The following is a 16,072-nucleotide window of genomic DNA, read 5'->3' as shown; positions in this document are numbered from 1 at the left end:
AAACGAGAGGTTATCCGATGCTACGCAAAGCGAAGGAGGTCAGTTCTTGTGGGGCGTGTACTTGAAGCTATCTTCCGCCGACCCCTGCAGCTCATTCTGCTGCTCGTGATCTTTCCAGCGCTGGCAATCGCGGTCGTCTTTGTGCTCCCTCAGTCGTACGAAACGACGGCCTCGCTCTGGGCTTTGCGACGCTATGAGGTCATCGGAGCTACCGGACCAGAGACCAATCTTCAGGCTACCCCGGCGGAAACCCAGGCCACCGCCTTAAGCGAGCTGCTGCAAAGTCGCACTTTCGCTCTCAAGGTGGCTTCTCAAACCCAGCTCGCCACGACGCTGGATGACCGCACGCGCTCCGACCCTCTTCTGCGCAACGATGCTCTCTTTAACGAGATCTCCAAGCACGTACTCGTGCGCGCAGTAGGCTATAATCTGTTTACGATTACCTACGAGAATCACAGCGAGCAAATCGCTCAACAGGTGGTCGAGTCGGTTATCGAGAACTACAGCCAGCAGAGCCAGCAGTTCAGTATCGCGGAGGCGCAGTACCTGCTCCAAAGCTATCAGGGCCAGTTGGTAAAGGCCCGGCAAGACGCCGCTACCGCCGCCGCCGCCGAGGCGCGCTATCTGACCACTCATCCCGATCTGGCCCATCAGGTGCTGACCTCGGGACCCGATTACGCCGCTACCCTGGATCCGGCCTATGGCCTGCTCCATAGCCAAACGAAGCAGGCCCAGGCAACTGTGGACAACCTGCAATCGCTGATCGCCAGCTTGACTCAGGAAATCAGCTCTCAGGGGACGGGCACCAACAGCCTTTTCAAGGTCATCGATCCCCCACCCGTGGGCACGCAGCCGGTCTCGCGCATAAAGTCACTCTTGATCGGCGGCGCCATCGGCCTGGCGGCGGCCATCGCAAGCTGCTCAGCTCTGGTAATCATCCAGGTTCGCCGCAATCGCGCGGTCTATACCCCCGCCGATCTGGAGAAAATTACGACGCTTCCGGTCCTGGCCCAGCTCCCACGCCTGGGACGAGAGAGCGTCGCTGCTTTGCTCCCTTCAAGCGCTTCGGACGAGTTGCTGCCCAGCAGGGACGGCGTTCCTACTAGCTAGCTAGCCGAGAGGAAGGTTGGTGTTTATGGCAGAACATGATCGGCCCACTAAGAGGCAGAGCGCTAGCCCACATAGCCCACACGATCCTGAAAACGATACGGTGAAGCTCCCAGCTCTCCGCTCGCCGTCGGCCGCCGCCCTGGTGCCTTCAACAAGGGTGGAAGAGCAGACCCCGGACCAGCAGGAGCTTTCTCCAACCGGCAACAGGCGAGAGGTCGAGGCGCTCGCTACGGTGCAGGTGCCGGAGACACCTCTCCCCAGCAGAAGGGCGCAGCCGCAAGAGAGGAACGCTTCCCCGAAAGATCGGAAGAGACGCGAGTTGCTCAATGCCCAGGCCGTGCGCGAGCGTTGCCGCCAGTTGTGCGCCGCTACTTTCTTCCGCGAGCGCTCGACTATCCGTAGCCTCGGCTTCACAAGCGCGATCTCCGGCGAGGGCAAGACGCTGCTGGCCCTGACAACGGCCGGTGTCCTGGCTCAGGATAGCAGCCGGCCCGTGACGCTGCTGGAATGCACCTGGGAGCGCCCCCGCCTGAAGGAGCTTTTCGGTCTGCCACAGCGACGGGGCCTGGCCGAGTGGCTACGCGGCGAGTGCTCCGAAGAGGAGATTCGCTATCGCGTGTCCCCCGAGCTGACGGTGATCCCCGCCGGCGAAGGTGCAGACCAGGCTATGAAGCTGGTCCATCAGCTCTCTGAGCGTCAACTTCTCTCCCGCCTTTTTACTCCTCAGGAGCTTGTTATTATCGATCTGCCACCTCTGGTGACCGCGGGCTACGGCGCCCTGGCAGCCAGTCTGGCCGATGCGCTGATCCTGGTGGTCCACGCTGGCGTGACTCCCGAGACGATGGTTAGCGAGGCCTGTGCTCAGTTGAGGGACCTTCCTGTCCAGGGCATCATGCTGAACCAGATCGAAAGCCATATTCCGCGCTGGATACGCCAGTTGTTGTGAGCGATCTCCCGTCACGAGGAAGGGGCTGACCGTCCGATGAAGACCATTGTGATCTTGCTCGGCTTTTTCCTGGCGCTGAGCCTTTTTGTCAGAAGGTATAACGCGACGACGCGACTGCTGATGCTGCTGGTCATCGCTCTGCTGGTCGCCTATAGCACCTTCTTCTGATCGCTGGCTGCCGGATGCAGTATCTGTGGCTTTGTTGTTTTCTTTGCAGCGCCAAGAGATAGTGAAAGCTTATGCCTTCTTTACCAGAGTCACCGCCACGGTCGAGACTGCTCTATAACCCTTACCCGCCCGATCCGGCGGCTCAGTCCCAAGGGAGGAGCATCCTTCCTTTCTGGGTCGCCCTGATGCTGGGTTTGACGATCCTTCCGCTGCTGATGCTGGCCGGTGCCTCCCTCGGCTTCAGTATCGTCGTTGCTTTGCTGGCCGCCCTGGTCGCCGGCTTGATGATCATGCGCTGGCCCGTCAGCGGCCTCTTTCTCTGCCTGGCCTGCGTTCTGCTCATTGAGCAGAATCCCCTGCAGTTCCATATCGGCACCGATCAGCTGAATATCTTCTACTGGCCCGCCAATATGGCTGGCATGATCGAGCGCCCGATCGGTTTTTTGATGCTGTTTACGCTCTTTATGGGGATTTGCCACCGCCTGGCGAAACGTCGCCCGGCTCTGGAGGGCGGCCCTCTGCTCTGGCCCTTCCTGGCTTTTTTGCTGTGTGTGGCGATCGGCGTTGTTCATGGCCTGGCAACCGGGGGCGATCTCAAGATCACTGTCCTGGAAGTGCGGCCGCTGTGGTATCTCTTCCTCTCCTACTTGCTGGCTTACAACCTGATCTCGCAGCTACGTCACATACGCCTCTTCTTCTGGTTCGCCATCTTCGGGGCCGCTTTCAAGGGCCTCCAGGGATGCTATATCTACTTCTTCGTCCTGCATGGCGATCTGACTAACCAGAACGAGATTATGTCGCACGAGGAATCCTTTTTCTTCGTGTCGATCATCCTGATAATTGTGCTGTTTTGCCTGCTCTACCGCTACCGTCCCCAGTTGTATGCAGCTTTGGCCGTGCTGCCCGTGGTGCTGATCGCTCTTATTGCCAATAAGCGGCGGGCAGATTATATCGCTTTGATCGTGGGCCTGGCTGTGGCCTGGGCTTTCGTTTTCTATCTTAAGCCTCAGTTGCGCAGGCCTCTGCTGGCGGGACTGGCAGTCTGTGCTCTCCTGGGCGTCGGTTATGTCCTCGCCTTCGCTCATGCTACGGGGAGCCTGGCGGAGCCTGCTCGCGCTATTGTCTCGGTCATCGATCCCTCGGCCTCCGATGCGCGCGATCAGGCCTCTAACGCTTACCGCAATGCCGAAAACTACGATCTGAAGTATACGGTGCAGCAGAATCCGCTGCTGGGTATGGGATTTGGAAAGCAGTTTCTGCAGCCGGAGCCGCTGCCAGTCCTGGCTAGCGATGATCCCGACTTCGGCGGGAATCCTTACCTGTATGTGCCCCACAATACGATCTATTGGATCTGGATGCGTCTCGGGCCGGCGGGCTACGTCGCCCTCTGGTTTTTGCTGGGATCGCTGATCGTGCGCGGCGGCCTGATCGCTCGCCGGCTCCATGAGCCATACCTGCGCCTGATCGCTGTCTATGTGATCGCGATCACTTGTATGGAAATTATGGTGGCCTACGCAGATTATCAGCTCTTCTTTTACAGGAATGTGATCTATCTGGGCTTGCTGGCCGGCCTGCTGATGCGCCTGCCGGCTCTGGAGCCAGCCCGCAGCGAGCCACAGACCGCTCCAGGCGCTACCACGGCTTTGCCACAGCGACGGGCAGCCCTGAGCGAGGTCAGTTTATGATCTCTCCGGCTCTCTCCTTTCCCTGGCTGGCAGGGGCTCTGTTGCTGGTAGAGCTAGTCCTGGCGCTGCCCGTCGGCTATTTGACTGTGGTGACAGCGGCGGCTCTGCTCACGCGCTTGTCTCGACGGACGGCTGTTGCGCTCGCGGAATACACCAGTAGGGACGAGCCTCTGCGCTTTGTGGTGCTCATCCCCGCCCACAATGAGGAGCTGTTGATTGGCAGACTCCTGGCAAGTCTGGAGCGGCAGAGATACCCGCGCAGCCACTATCAGGTCTATGTGATCGCCGACAACTGCACTGATGCTACGGCAAGTTTGGCTCGCTCGAGCGGCTGGGCTGTGGTCTATGAGCGCCACGATCCTGAGCGGCGCGGCAAGGGCTACGCTCTGAATTGGGCGCTGACAAGGCTGGCCGAGGATGGGATCAGCTATGATGCTTGTGTGTTTTTGGATGCCGATGCGGTGGTGGAGCCTTCTTTTCTCCCGGCGTTGGAGCAGGCCCTCCAGGCGGGTCTAGCCCGCGGCCTGCACTTTCAGGCCCTTCAGGCTTGTAACATAGTGCTGAATGCCTCGGCCTCTCCGGGAACGGCCCTGCGTTGGCTGGCCCTCTCTTTGATGAACCACGTCCGCCCGCTTGGCAGAACCAGGCTGGGCGCCTCGTCGACCCTGACCGGCAATGGGATGTGCCTGACTCGCGCTCTCTTGGAGCGCTATCCCTGGCAGGCTTTTTCGCGAGGCGAGGACTACGAGTACTATTTGCAGATCGTGGAACAGGGAATCTGTGTCCGCTACGTCCCTGATGCGGTAGTCCGCTCGCAGATGCCGGTCCGTTTCGCTCAGATGCGCTCGCAAGATCTCCGCTGGGAGGCCGCTGAACCAGGCACATCTCCTTTGAAACGTGCGGGACGCTTGCTGCTCGCCGGCCTACGAGCTGGCGATTGGCGCTGCCTGGAGGCGGTGGCAGAGCTGCTGACGCCTCCGCTGTCTGTGCTCCTGGCGAGCGTCGCGCTGGTTCTCCTGGCTAGCCTGGTGCTTCTCTGGCCGCCGGCTCTGACATTGGCTCTGCTGCTGCTGCTGGGACTGAGTATCTATATGCTCTCTCCTCTGGCTCTGCTGGATACCCCTAAAGGGATCTATAAGGCTTTTCTGGTGGCACCTGCATTCGTGCTCTGGAAACTTTGGGTCTATCTTGTTCTCCGTCAACGCCAGAGGCGGAAGAGGGACTGGCAGAGGACAGATCGCACACCCGCTTAAATTGTGGCTCGGTCTGAAAGGGGGTATCGGGAATGCCACTGCTACGTATCGTCCACATTAGCTACGACTGGTACCGCTTCGACCCTCTGGTGCGTCGTCTGGCTGAGGCCGCTCGCAGTAGAGGGCACGAGGTTGATGTTATTTGCCTGCGCCATGGCTCCGAACCTTCCTATGAAGAGTGCCAGGGCGTCTCGGTCTACCGCGTTCCTCTGGACCGTGGGTTCGGCCAGCCATTGTTGCCAACCGTGGTCGGCTGGCTCAGGTTTCTCCTGTTGGCAGCCTGGACGGTGACACGGCTCCACCTCCGCAAGCGCTACGACGTGATTCAGGTGCATAACATGCCAGACTTTTTGGTCTTCTCAGCGTTGGTCCCTCGCCTTTTGGGAGCCCGCGTGATTTTAGAGGTGCAGGACGCCTCGCCAGAGCTGATGGCCGTTAAAACCTCGGGGCGCCTGCGCTCCCTGGCCAAGAGGCTGGCCGCTTTGCAGGAGCGCCTATCTACCCTGTTTGCCAACCACGTGATCACGGTGGGCTGGCCTTTTGAGGAGCTGTTGCTTCAACGTGGTGTTCCCCGCCACAAGCTGTCGGTGATTCTGAATAGCCCTGACCCCCGTTATTTCTCGCCCGCCCAGCGCGTTCGCGTTCCTTCGGTTGAGGAGGATGGCGATTTTATCTTGATGTATCACGGTACGATGGCGGAGCGACACGGCCTCGATGTGGCACTGCGTGCTCTGGCCCTAGCCCTGCCCGCTGCCCCACGCCTCCGCCTCGACCTGTTGGGACGAGGGGAGCAGATCCCTTTTCTGCGCTCCCTTGCAGAGGAACTGGGGATCAGCGAGCGGGTAACGTTCAGAGAGACCTGTACGATCGAGGAGGTGGCCCACTTTGTCGCCCACGGGGACGTTGGCATCATCCCCTACCGCTGTGATGGGTTTATGGATCTCCTGCTGCCAACGAAAGCCTATGAGTTTGCCTGGCTCCATCGCCCAATCATCGCCGCAGATACGAAAGCGATTCGCTCGATGTTCCGTCCCGAGTCGGTCATTCTCTGCGAACCAGAGAATCCTCTCAGTTTTGCAGATGCTTTTATCGATCTGTATCACCATCCCGAGAAACGCGCGCAACTGGTCGAGAACGCCGCCCGAGACTTCGAGCCGTTCCGCTGGGAGCTGATGAGCGAACGCTACAACGAGCTGCTGGAGCGACTCTGCGATCGCCATGGCTCCAGGCAGTCGCTGGCGGTCTCGCAGAAGATCAGCAGATAGCCCCTGCCCTGAACCTGGCATCGAATGGCCGCCCGTGCCGAGGAAGCCGAGAGCAAGCCCGCCAGTCGGCCTGTCCGCTCTGAGCTATGGACTGCCCTAGCGAGCCATGATGGGGCTAGTTTGGTTGGCCTGCTCCCCCTCCTTTGCGCTCGGCGCGCAACCCACCAAGACGTGCCGCTGGGGACTCCCGGCTTCGGCCACTCCCGGCTTCGGTCAGGGGAGGAAGACGGCTCCCTGCTGGCATTCCCTCCGCGTAGGGTTGACACCGCCGTCTCTCTGGTGGCATCCCGCTCCCCATGCGGCCAACAGCACTGACCAGCGGGCCGTATGGCCTTCGCTTCGCCTCACCTCGCCCGGGTGGGAGCGGGTCCACCCGGCCAGGGCTGCTCGACTGGCCCGCGGTACGGGCCAGTGGGCCGCGGTCAACCCGCCCGCAAGCCCAGGCCGACCAGGCTCCGGGCTGGGGGTCGTTGGCTCAGCTCTCTCCCGAACGGTTCGACCTCAGGTACAGACCAGGTTGGGCGGAGGGGGGACGGGCAGTCAGGCGGAGGCTCGAGGTCAGGTAGTTTATGACTATAGGAATACCAGAAATCCTGGGCCGAAGAAAGGCAGGGAGCTGAAGGCCGCTGCCTTCCTGGAAGGCGAGAGGGGAAGAGTGGAGAGAAGCGGGACAGAGAGTCATCAGCGGGAAGAAGAACAGCCAGCCAGAGCCAGTCAGTCAGGCCCCGCCCCGTCCACTCAGCATCACCAGGGGAGTCAAAGCGATGAGCTTGAGGTCAAACCAGATCGACTGGCGCTGGAGATAGGCAATATCCATCTCCACCATCGTTTTAAAGTCGACCTTACTGCGTCCATAGACCTGCCAGTAGCCAGTCAGTCCAGGTTTGCCCGCCAGACGGAGCCAATCGCGCTCGCTGTACTGTTCCACCTCATAGAGCAAGGGAGGACGGGGTCCGACCAGCGACATTTCCCCGCGCAGCACATTAAAAAACTGGGGCAGCTCGTCGAGGCTAGTACGGCGGAGCAGACGACCAATCCTCGTAATGCGCGGATCGTCGGTCAACTTGTAGGGGCGGTCGGTCCGAAGGTCCGTGCTGAGCCGGTCGCCATTCATATATCGCCTGATAGCTTCACGATGGAGGCGATCGTCGCTATCGGCATACATCGAACGGAACTTCAGCAGAGTGAACTCCTTGCCGTTCAGTCCCAGGCGTTTTTGACGGAAGAAGACGGGACCCTGGGAGTCGAGACGGATCAGGACGGCGATCGCTCCCATTATGAGCAGGAGCAGAGGAAGCAAGAGCAGAGTCACGATGAGATCGACGAACCGTTTGAGACGCAGATAGCTGGGGTCGACAGGGATTTCCAGGCGAGGCTCAGAGAGAACCGCCATTAGAGCATCCTCCCTCCACAGAGCATAGAAACAGCGTGGGTATAGCTACTGCCATGTACTGGCCCACGTTCTGTTTAAGAGGATAGCGCTCTGAGGTAGAGAACGGGTGCAGGTGTTTATAAAGATATGGATAAAGAAGGCCCCAGCCAGGGCTGAGATAGTGCACAATGGTCGAGTTCCGTCCCGGCCGAGCAATCAAAGCCGGGCCAGATCCCGCAGTCAGACAGACGCACTGCCTGGGCGGAGCCGGACCAGCCTCTTCGTCCGACCTCAAGCCGCTGCAATCTCTATCTCCAGATAGCCTTCTTGTTCAATCCAGCGGGCTACCGTCCCCAGATCGGCACAGAGACGCTGCATTGTGCTGACAAGCGCTCGCTGCTCCGCAGCTGAGGCACGCCGGGCCTGGAAGGCCCGAATCGCCGTCGGATAGAGCAGCAGACGCCTGAGCCGCGAGCCAACAACCTCAACCCCAAAGAGGAAGCTGAGATCGTTACGCTCGCGAGGATCAACGGCATAATCGTCGATAAGGTCTCCACAGCTGTAAAGCACAGGGCGCCCTCGATAGATTTCAATGCCCCGCACGACATGCGGGGAATGGCCATAAATGATATCTGCTCCCGCATCGATGAGAGCGTGCGCCAAAGCTCGATGCTGTGCCGGTGGCGTATAGCCCCAGTTGCCACCCCAGTGGAGAGAGACGATCAACCAATCAACTACAGGACGTACAGACTTGAGGATCGCCCTCAGCTCCGCGCAGCGCGGATCATCAACAGTCATCGGCATGTACCAGATGCCAGGCCGCTCAGGGCCGGCCTCCCAGGCAGGTTCGTTATCGGTGAGGGCCAGCAGCCCCAGCTTTCTTCCCCCTGCCTCCCAGAGGGCCGGTCGTCTGGTCTCGGCGCGATTGCTCCCTGCGCCCGCGAAGCGAATGCCCGCCCCCTCGAGCAGCGAGAGCATCTGCAGCAGAGCCTCATAGCCAAAGTCGAGGGTATGGTTATTCGCCAGGGAAACTACATCGATGTGCCCAGCCTGTAAAACGGCCACGTTGCGAGCATCAGAGCGGAAATGAAAGACCTTTGGGGTAAGCGACCAGGGAGTGCCGACGTCGCTGAGAACACACTCAAGGTTACAGATCCGCGTATCGGCCTGCAACAGGAGCGGCAGGATGTCGCCCCAGGGATAACTGGCCTCGGTCTGCTGCAGCACCTGGTTCACGAAGCGTCCTAGCATAACATCGCCGAGGAACAAGAGTAAGAGCCGCGAGGTTCCCTCTGCCCAGGGAGCCATCTTATCTTCCTCCTGCGGTCGCACAACCAGGGACAGAACAGTATAGCAAGCACAAGATGAGCAGGAAAGAACCAGGGAAGGGCTGCCGCTAGGAACGGGTGCTTGAGCCGGAGATCATCGTTTCAGCCTGGCTCTCGGCAATCCTCTGGGAGGAGGCGAGAGCTTTAGCCTCCTGTCTCCGAATAATCAGCCCTCCAATGAGGATACAGAGACCATAGCAGACTCCCATTGTAAACCAGGGAAGGCGGAAGTTGATCAGGTAAAGAGGAATGAAAAGATCACTCCCCACAAAGGCCCCGATCAAACCAACGGTGCTGTAGAGGCCCTGGATACGGGCGCGCACATCGTTCCCCGAAAAGGCCGCTAGATGGGCATCGATGGCCGGCTGGACAAAGGCATAGACTAGTCCATGTACGGCGAAGAGCAGCAAGGCCAGCAGCGCTCCGCTGATGAGGCCGTAGGAGAGATAGAGGGGCACCTGGGCCAGACCAAAGATCAGGATGAGAGTGGAACGCCGCCAGCGATCAGCTACCCTCCCCCCGATGGGTGAGCAGAGGGTGTTGGGCACCGCCCAGGCGGTATACGTTACACCGATAATGGCAACGGAAGCTTGCAGGTGATCGTGCATCCAGAGCGGCGTCAGGGTAAGATCAAAGCCCACATAGAGATAGTCGCCAAAGGCAATGAGATAGGAGGCCAGCAACGGCCAGGCAAATAATTCTCTGAAGACGCTCCTGAGCGCAGGCTGCTTTGTCGGGCGCGAACGGCTGCCAGGCTCGTCATGAATGAGCAGCACGACGATGATCATGCCGATCAGCCGGATAAGGATCGCTCCGATGAAAGTCCAGCTGTAGCCAAGGGCCGCCAGCACTCCGCCAAGAGCTGGCCCAAGCAGGAAGCTGGCGTTGAAAAAGGCGTTAAAGATGCCAAAGGCTTCACCTTGCTGCTCGACGGGCACAGCGTCAATGAGCAGTGCCCGCGCCGCCGGCAGCAGAGAGGCCGCTGCAATGCCTTCAAGGAAACGGAGCACGATAAATAGGAATGGATCAGATACCGGCAGATAGAGCGCGGAGAGGAGAGCCTGCACCGCCATGCCGATCAGAATCACCTGCTTGCGCCCCCAGCGATCGGCTAACCAGCCTAACGGGTAGCCAAAGAGAAAGTCAGAAACCAGGTAGGCCGAGGCCATCGCCCCAATGATCGGCAACGAGGCACCATGCGCCTGGGCATAGAGCACGCGCACAGGGTTGATCATGGCCGTGCCTATATAGGCCCCCAACACAGAAAAAGAGATGGCCAGGAGGGTCCGATTGTGAAAGCCAGGGCTGGCGAGAGCTGATTTAATGAGACGCTGCAGGAGCGGCCTTCGCTGATGTTGATTGTCCGCGATCATAAGCAGGGATGCCCTTGCCACACCCGCTGCCTGCACAGACGAGTCGCGCATTGCAGAGGTCGGCATTCTTCCTAATTATATTCCACCCCCCAGGCAGAAGCAAGAGCGAGAGCCAGGGACTTGACCTTCTCTCACCAATCGGCCTACTCGTCCGCTTCCTGGCTACTCCGTCGTCTCACCAGCACTCTGGCCCTTCATGTGAGATCCTGGTCCGGCCGGCTGCCTGTTCTTGTGTGACATATAGCGGTATATTCATGTACTACTCTCGAAGCCAGAAGTGCCTTTCCTCTTGACGTCGATGTTAGGCCATGCTAATATCTGAGTTGCCAACTCTGATTTGGGATCGCTCCTTGCACCGCCGCAAGGGAAGAGCCGCTTTTTCTCCCCAGGTGGCCAGTAACAGTGGAGGTGGGGGAGAATCTCCTATCTCCACGAAGGACGCTCCCAGGTAGCTCTTTCTCCGCCCGTATTTCGAGCAAAGGATGAGATAGATGAGCGACTTCCGCTTTGGTATTGAACACGAGGTGGCCTTTCTCGATGGCGCTGAGCGCTTTGTGGATTTTGCTTCGACTCCCTACAGCCTGCTCCAGGCAGTAATCGACGAGCTGCCGCTCTATCCCCGTGATCAAGAGCAGCTACGCATCGGCGACGCTGGTATCCGCGTGAAGCGCTGGTACCTTGAAGCCCTGGAGCGGCTCAGCCCTGAAGGCGAGTGGCTGACCTGTCTTCCCAAGGGCATAGAAATCAGGACAACCATTCATCCTGACATCAGGGGCGCCGTCCAAGAGCTTCAGGAAAGCTTTGCCCTGCTCTGCCAGGTAGCTGCCCGCCATGGATTTACCCCTGTCTTGACGAGCTACAACCCTTACCAGAGCTGCCTCTTTCTTGATCCGCCTCTCAATCCTTATGAATGGCGCCTGCTTGACCGTTCACCAGAAGATCGCACAGCCCTCAGTACTTTCCTGACCTATGGTCCTGATCTGAGTTTGTCCTGTGCAGCCTGGTCGGTAGAGCAGCTGATCGACCATGGGCGCAAGCTGACCTACTACAGCCCCTATATTGTGCCGTTCAGCTTTAGCTCACCCTTTTACGAGGGGAGGCTCTGGGAAGGCTTATCGGTTCGGACCTTTCTGCGTACCGGCCAACGTCCGGCGGCGCTGGTCTTTGTCGCGGAAGAAGATCAACTGATCTACAGCAGCCCTTCCTTGACAAAGCTGGCGCGCATTCCCGCCGAGATAGGACGGTTGGAGTTCAAAGCTTGCGATAGCTGCGCGGATTTCTCGCTCTACGCCGCGCTACTCGCTCTGCTTAAGGGCCTGACCCTTGACGTCAGCCTGCCAGGACGGGCCACTGTGCCCGATGCCACCCTTCACCAGCGCGCGGCCCTGCGCGGATTTGACGATGAGGAGCTTTTTGAGGGGGCCCGGCAGGTGCTGCTGGCGGCCTCGCGCTCCCTGGCCGCAGACGAGGACTCTCAGTTGCTGGAGCCGCTCTTTGCCCTTCTGGAGAAGCGTCAGACACCGGCTCACCAGATGATCGCGCACTATCGCCGGACGGGGAGCTTGAAGGAGGCGCTACGTTTTCCCTACCTGGCTTCGCAGGGTTGGACCTGCGAAACCACGCAGGGAAGCTCAGCGACATCCTGAACGCTGCGAGCCTAGCGACGGCTATGGGCCGCAATAAAGGCGCGGACACGCTGCCAGGCATCAGCGCAGGCTTCGGCATATTCGCTGTAGCGGCGATCGAAGAAGCTATGGGGCGCCCCTTCGTAGATGTGTATGCTGTGTTCAAGGCCCTGACGACGCAGCTTTTCTTCTAGCTCGTGAACCTGGCTCACGGGGATGCCCTGATCAGCCCCACCGAAGAGGCCCAGCAGAGGATAGGCCAGCTGATCGGCGCCTTCCAACGCTGTGCCGTTGCCCGCAATAGGCCGGCTCAATCCCGCGTAGAAGGCGATCAGGCCGGCAAAGCCGAAGGAGCGATCGCGTCCTGAGAGGATGGTGAGGCTGCCCCCCATGCAGAAGCCAACGGGGAAGGTCGCTCCCTCGGCTTCGGCATGGCTGCGCAGGTAATCAAGGGCCGCTCGCACGTCCAGAAAGAAGTTTTCTAGCCGAAGCTGCTGAACATGAGGCCAGAACTCAAAGGAGTCGTCGCGCGCTGTTAAGCCCGCGGTCCGTCCAAAATAGTCAATGGCAATGGCGGCAATGCCGATCTCGGCAAAGCGAAGCGCCAGCTCTTTGTAGAATTGATGGAGGCCGCGGACATCGGGATAGATAATGACCTGCGCCCCTCCAGGGGTCGCCGGGCGGGCGAAGTAGGCCGCGAAGCGGTTGCCATCGGCGGCGGTGAGAACAAGATCTTCTCCCTTGGCCTGCCCATCGGCACCCTCGGGCACAGGTGGCCGGGCATTGTCATCGTAGCACATGGCCTGGATAGCCTCCCTTGCTTATCGTTGGTTTCTGTTCTTGGTCTTTCTTCATGATAGCTCATTGGGTCAAAATTGCAATCGCATCGCGGCTGGTCGATGGCGCCCTCGCTGCCGACAGGCTAGGAGGTAGCTGGCGGCGCCGATTGTTGCTGGCTGGCAGCGTTGCCACTCAGACTCCGCTCATCTGACCTGGCTTCAATGGAGGTCTCTGGCCCAGAGGAGCGCTCAGGCAGGAAGGCTCCCAGGATTACCAGTAAGAGGCAGGCAATCAAGACGGGGAGGAAGGCCAGGGCCGGCCAGCCGAGGAGATCCCAGAGGGCCCCACCAAGCAGTGGCCCGACGAAGGCCACAGCATAGGTGAGCGAAAGGGTCATCCCGGTCAGACGAGCAACCTCACCAGGGGCAGCCAGTAAGGCAGGCAGGGCTACCCCAAGCGTGAAGACGAGCGCAGAGCCAGCTCCGATGAGGGCCGCCCAGATGACTTCTAGTTCAACCGGCGAGATGAGCCAGGCGATGAGGGAGACGGCACAAAGCAGACCGGCTACGACAAACGGCCAGCGCCTGCCAGCCAGCCGTTGGGCGAAGAGGGTTACCGCCAGGCTCGAGGGGAGTTGAGCCGTGTTGAGGACGCCCAGCACCAGCGGTGTGGCAGCGGCTCGCTGCAGGGCCGCGTTGTAGGGAGCAATCCAGGCGTTCATGCCGAAATAGATCAGGCTCCCCCCACCAAGTAGGATGCCCAGGTGCCAGGCATTGACCTGCCGTCTCTCCCTCTTGTCGGCCTTAGAGAGCGCGGGCTGAGCCTTCTGGTCCGGCCGCTGGAGTATGAGTTGCCGCCGCGCCTGAGCACGCTCCTGAGCCAGGCTCGTTCTTGGCCGCGGCGCCCAAACCAGCCAGCCCCCTAGAAGCACCAGAGCCGGTAGCCCCCAGAAAATAAAGGTGGCCTGCCAGTTGTCGGCCCCAAAGAAACGCTGCATCAGGGGGACGGTCAGCCCGGCGGCGAGGGCTTCGCCAATAATGAGACCATCGCTGAAGAGGGCCGTGACGAAGCCTACTTGCCCCGGGAACCAGCGCCGCGCTAGCGGAGGTACGGCCGTCTGAGCGAGCACAATGCCCAGACACAGGACTAGTGTGAAGAAGAAAAGGGCCGCTGCCGATGGCCAGCAAGCTCGCAGCAGCGCCCCCGCCGCCAGCAGCAGAAGGCCAAGCGCGACACAGATCCGTTCTCCAAGACGCTCGATGACGAAACCTGATGACCAGGCACTGATCCCCAGGGTCAGCGGGGGCAATGCCGTCAGGAGGCCAACTTCGAAATAGGAGAGCGCAAGATCATGCTGCACCAATGGCAAGACCGGCGGCACCCCTAGAATAACGGAGCGCAGGTTGAATCCAACCAGGGTAAGAAGCAGGCAACAGATGATCATGCGCCATTTTGGCATGGAAAGGGTTTCAGTTTCAGCCGATCGCTGTTCCAAGGCTTTTGCTCCAACAATGCGATTTCTGGGGAAGAGGAAAGACGGAGCTTGCTGGCGTGGCGAGTCGCCTCTTCATTATAGGCCGCCAGTTCCAGAGATGGCAAACCTCCCGCTTTTGCCTTTCTCAAGGCCAGGCTTTTCCCTTGCTCACTTCTTGCAGACTGTTGTATACTATTAGACAGTAGCAGAAGAAAGAGCTGCCGCACACAAAGCAAGGTAAAGGCGATGGAGTCCGCCGCGCCCCCTTCGCTACTACGAGCGTAGGAGACGGCGAAACTGCAGACGATTAGTAGCGCTGCTGATGGCTCCTGATTTACGCCTGGAGGCGCAAATCAGGGGTCTTTTGTTTTGCGCTCCGCATAATTGCCCCGGTTTTTTCTTCCCCTGACCAGCGCCTCCAGGTCGGATGGATTTTCGAAATTCTCGCTTGCGGTATCAGGAGGAGAAGAGTGCTGGAAAATCTCTGGTTCATCGCTGCTACCTGGATGGCGCTGGCTCTTTTCGCCAGCTTGATTTCGATCCGCACAGGCGTCTCGGTGGCTTTGGTAGAAATCGTCCTGGGAGTAATCGGGGGCAACAGCCATTTGCTGCATACCACGGCCTGGAGCGACTTTCTGGCTAGCCTTGGCTCGGTCTTGCTCACGTTCCTGGCGGGAGCCGAGATCGAGCCGGCGGCCTTTCGACGTCATCTCTGGCCCAGTCTGCTCATAGGCTCCCTTTCTTTCCTGATTCCTTTCATTGGAGCCTTCTCCTTCACTTTCTTTGTGAGCCATTGGAGCTGGCGCGCTGCCGAGCTGGCCGGTATCGCTCTCTCGACAACGTCGGTAGCTGTGGTCTACGCCGTTATGGTCGAGACAGGATTGAATCGTCGCGAGATTGGCAAGCTTATTCTGGCGGCCTGCTTCGTGACCGATCTGGGTACGGTGCTGGCGTTAGGTCTGCTCTTTGCCGGCTTTACGCTCTGGATGCTGGCCTTTGTGGTCGCGACGGCCCTCCTGCTCTGGCGCCTGCCGGCCCTGACAGGCTGGCTCTTCCACTATCTGGGTGGGCGAGTGAGCGAGTTTGAGGTGAAATTGCTCTTGCTCGTCCTCTTCGCTCTAGGTGGCCTGGCCAGCCTGGCCGGCAGCGAGGCTGTACTGCCAGCCTACCTTGTGGGGCTGGTGATGGCCGGCTCCTTTGAGCATGAGCGGATCCTCATGCAGCGCTTACGCTCGCTAGCTTTCGCTCTGCTGACGCCTTTCTTCTTTCTGAAGGCTGGTATGTACATCTCTCTCCCTGCCTTGCTGAGCGGCGCCTTGCTGATCATCTGCCTGTTCACTGTCAAGATTGGAACGAAGTTCCTTGGCGTAATGCCTCTGACACGGGCTTTCCACCTCCCTGCTCGCGAGGGAACCTACACTACGCTGCTGATGGCCACAGGGCTGACCTTTGGCAGCATCTCCTCTCTCTATGGTCTCACTCACCATATCATTGGCCAGAGTCAGTATACGGTCCTGGTAAGCGTGGTGATCCTCTCGGCCTTCGTGCCGACTTTGATCGCCCAGACCTGGTTCCTGCCTCGCTTCGAGGCCCTGCCAGCGACAGAGGATGAGCCAGCCCTGGAGACAGTTGAATCCGAGCAGGAGGCCGATGCCTGACGCGCTAGACCAGGACAGTAGCGCACGGCTCTGAG

The 16,072-nt window shown here is 59.7% G+C and carries 13 protein-coding genes and 1 riboswitch; of the genes, 8 read left to right on the top strand and 5 right to left on the bottom strand.

Annotated features, from left to right (window positions below):
* Positions 1–48: 48 nt before the first annotated feature.
* From ACFMO7_RS06640 to ACFMO7_RS06615, 6 genes are all read left to right on the top strand, one after another.
* The gene (locus ACFMO7_RS06640; protein WP_376794732.1) at positions 49–1,110 is read left to right on the top strand and encodes a Wzz/FepE/Etk N-terminal domain-containing protein; all 1,062 of its coding nucleotides are present in this window, start codon (positions 49–51) and stop codon (positions 1,108–1,110) included.
* A gap of 25 nt (positions 1,111–1,135) precedes the next feature.
* Complete coding sequence (locus ACFMO7_RS06635; protein ID WP_376794731.1) at positions 1,136–2,056, top strand: hypothetical protein; 921 nt, start codon at positions 1,136–1,138, stop codon at positions 2,054–2,056.
* Between the two features lie 36 nt (positions 2,057–2,092).
* Entirely contained in the window at positions 2,093–2,224 is a 132-nt protein-coding gene (locus ACFMO7_RS06630; protein WP_376794730.1) for a hypothetical protein, read from the top strand.
* Positions 2,225–2,295: 71 nt separating this feature from the next.
* Positions 2,296–3,909: an O-antigen ligase family protein gene (locus ACFMO7_RS06625; protein ID WP_376794729.1), complete on the top strand. Its 1,614-nt coding sequence runs from the start codon at positions 2,296–2,298 to the stop codon at positions 3,907–3,909.
* Positions 3,906–5,162 (top strand): glycosyltransferase family 2 protein, encoded by a 1,257-nt coding sequence (locus ACFMO7_RS06620; RefSeq protein WP_376794728.1) that lies wholly within the window; start codon positions 3,906–3,908, stop codon positions 5,160–5,162. Before ACFMO7_RS06625 ends, ACFMO7_RS06620 begins: the two co-directional genes overlap by 4 nt.
* Positions 5,163–5,194: 32 nt before the next feature.
* Complete coding sequence (locus tag ACFMO7_RS06615; protein WP_376794727.1) at positions 5,195–6,427, top strand: glycosyltransferase family 4 protein; 1,233 nt, start codon at positions 5,195–5,197, stop codon at positions 6,425–6,427.
* 718 nt (positions 6,428–7,145) lie between these two features.
* Here the strand turns inward: ACFMO7_RS06615 and ACFMO7_RS06610 are convergent.
* From ACFMO7_RS06610 to ACFMO7_RS06600, 3 genes are all read right to left on the bottom strand, one after another.
* Complete coding sequence (locus tag ACFMO7_RS06610) at positions 7,146–7,820, bottom strand: sugar transferase (RefSeq protein ID WP_376794726.1); 675 nt, start codon at positions 7,818–7,820, stop codon at positions 7,146–7,148.
* 270 nt (positions 7,821–8,090) lie between these two features.
* Complete coding sequence (locus tag ACFMO7_RS06605; RefSeq protein WP_376794725.1) at positions 8,091–9,107, bottom strand: CapA family protein; 1,017 nt, start codon at positions 9,105–9,107, stop codon at positions 8,091–8,093.
* A gap of 88 nt (positions 9,108–9,195) precedes the next feature.
* Positions 9,196–10,500, bottom strand: a complete 1,305-nt coding sequence (locus tag ACFMO7_RS06600; RefSeq protein WP_376794724.1) for an MFS transporter — start codon at positions 10,498–10,500, stop codon at positions 9,196–9,198.
* Between the two features lie 491 nt (positions 10,501–10,991).
* On the opposite strand from ACFMO7_RS06600, the gene ACFMO7_RS06595 reads away from it, so the two are divergent.
* Positions 10,992–12,146, top strand: coding sequence for a glutamate--cysteine ligase (locus ACFMO7_RS06595; RefSeq protein ID WP_376794723.1), 1,155 nt, complete (start codon positions 10,992–10,994; stop codon positions 12,144–12,146).
* Positions 12,147–12,157: 11 nt separating this feature from the next.
* On the opposite strand, the gene ACFMO7_RS06590 is transcribed toward ACFMO7_RS06595, so the two are convergent.
* Both ACFMO7_RS06590 and ACFMO7_RS06585 read right to left on the bottom strand, forming a co-directional pair.
* Entirely contained in the window at positions 12,158–12,925 is a 768-nt protein-coding gene (locus tag ACFMO7_RS06590; protein WP_376794722.1) for a dienelactone hydrolase family protein, read from the bottom strand.
* Between the two features lie 122 nt (positions 12,926–13,047).
* The gene (locus ACFMO7_RS06585; protein WP_376794721.1) at positions 13,048–14,364 is read right to left on the bottom strand and encodes a CynX/NimT family MFS transporter; all 1,317 of its coding nucleotides are present in this window, start codon (positions 14,362–14,364) and stop codon (positions 13,048–13,050) included.
* A 248-nt stretch (positions 14,365–14,612) separates the two neighbouring features.
* A riboswitch (Fluoride riboswitch) is annotated at positions 14,613–14,718 on the top strand.
* 131 nt (positions 14,719–14,849) lie between these two features.
* On the opposite strand from ACFMO7_RS06585, the gene ACFMO7_RS06580 reads away from it, so the two are divergent.
* On the top strand, positions 14,850–16,037 hold the full coding sequence (locus ACFMO7_RS06580) for a cation:proton antiporter (RefSeq protein ID WP_376794720.1): 1,188 nt from the start codon (positions 14,850–14,852) through the stop codon (positions 16,035–16,037).
* Positions 16,038–16,072: the final 35 nt, after the last annotated feature.

The organism is Thermogemmatispora sp. (assembly GCF_042408735.1).
GTDB lineage: Bacteria > Chloroflexota > Ktedonobacteria > Ktedonobacterales > Ktedonobacteraceae > Thermogemmatispora.
The sequence above is the reverse complement of the archived record's forward strand: the minus strand, read 5'-3'. Positions and strand labels throughout refer to the sequence as shown.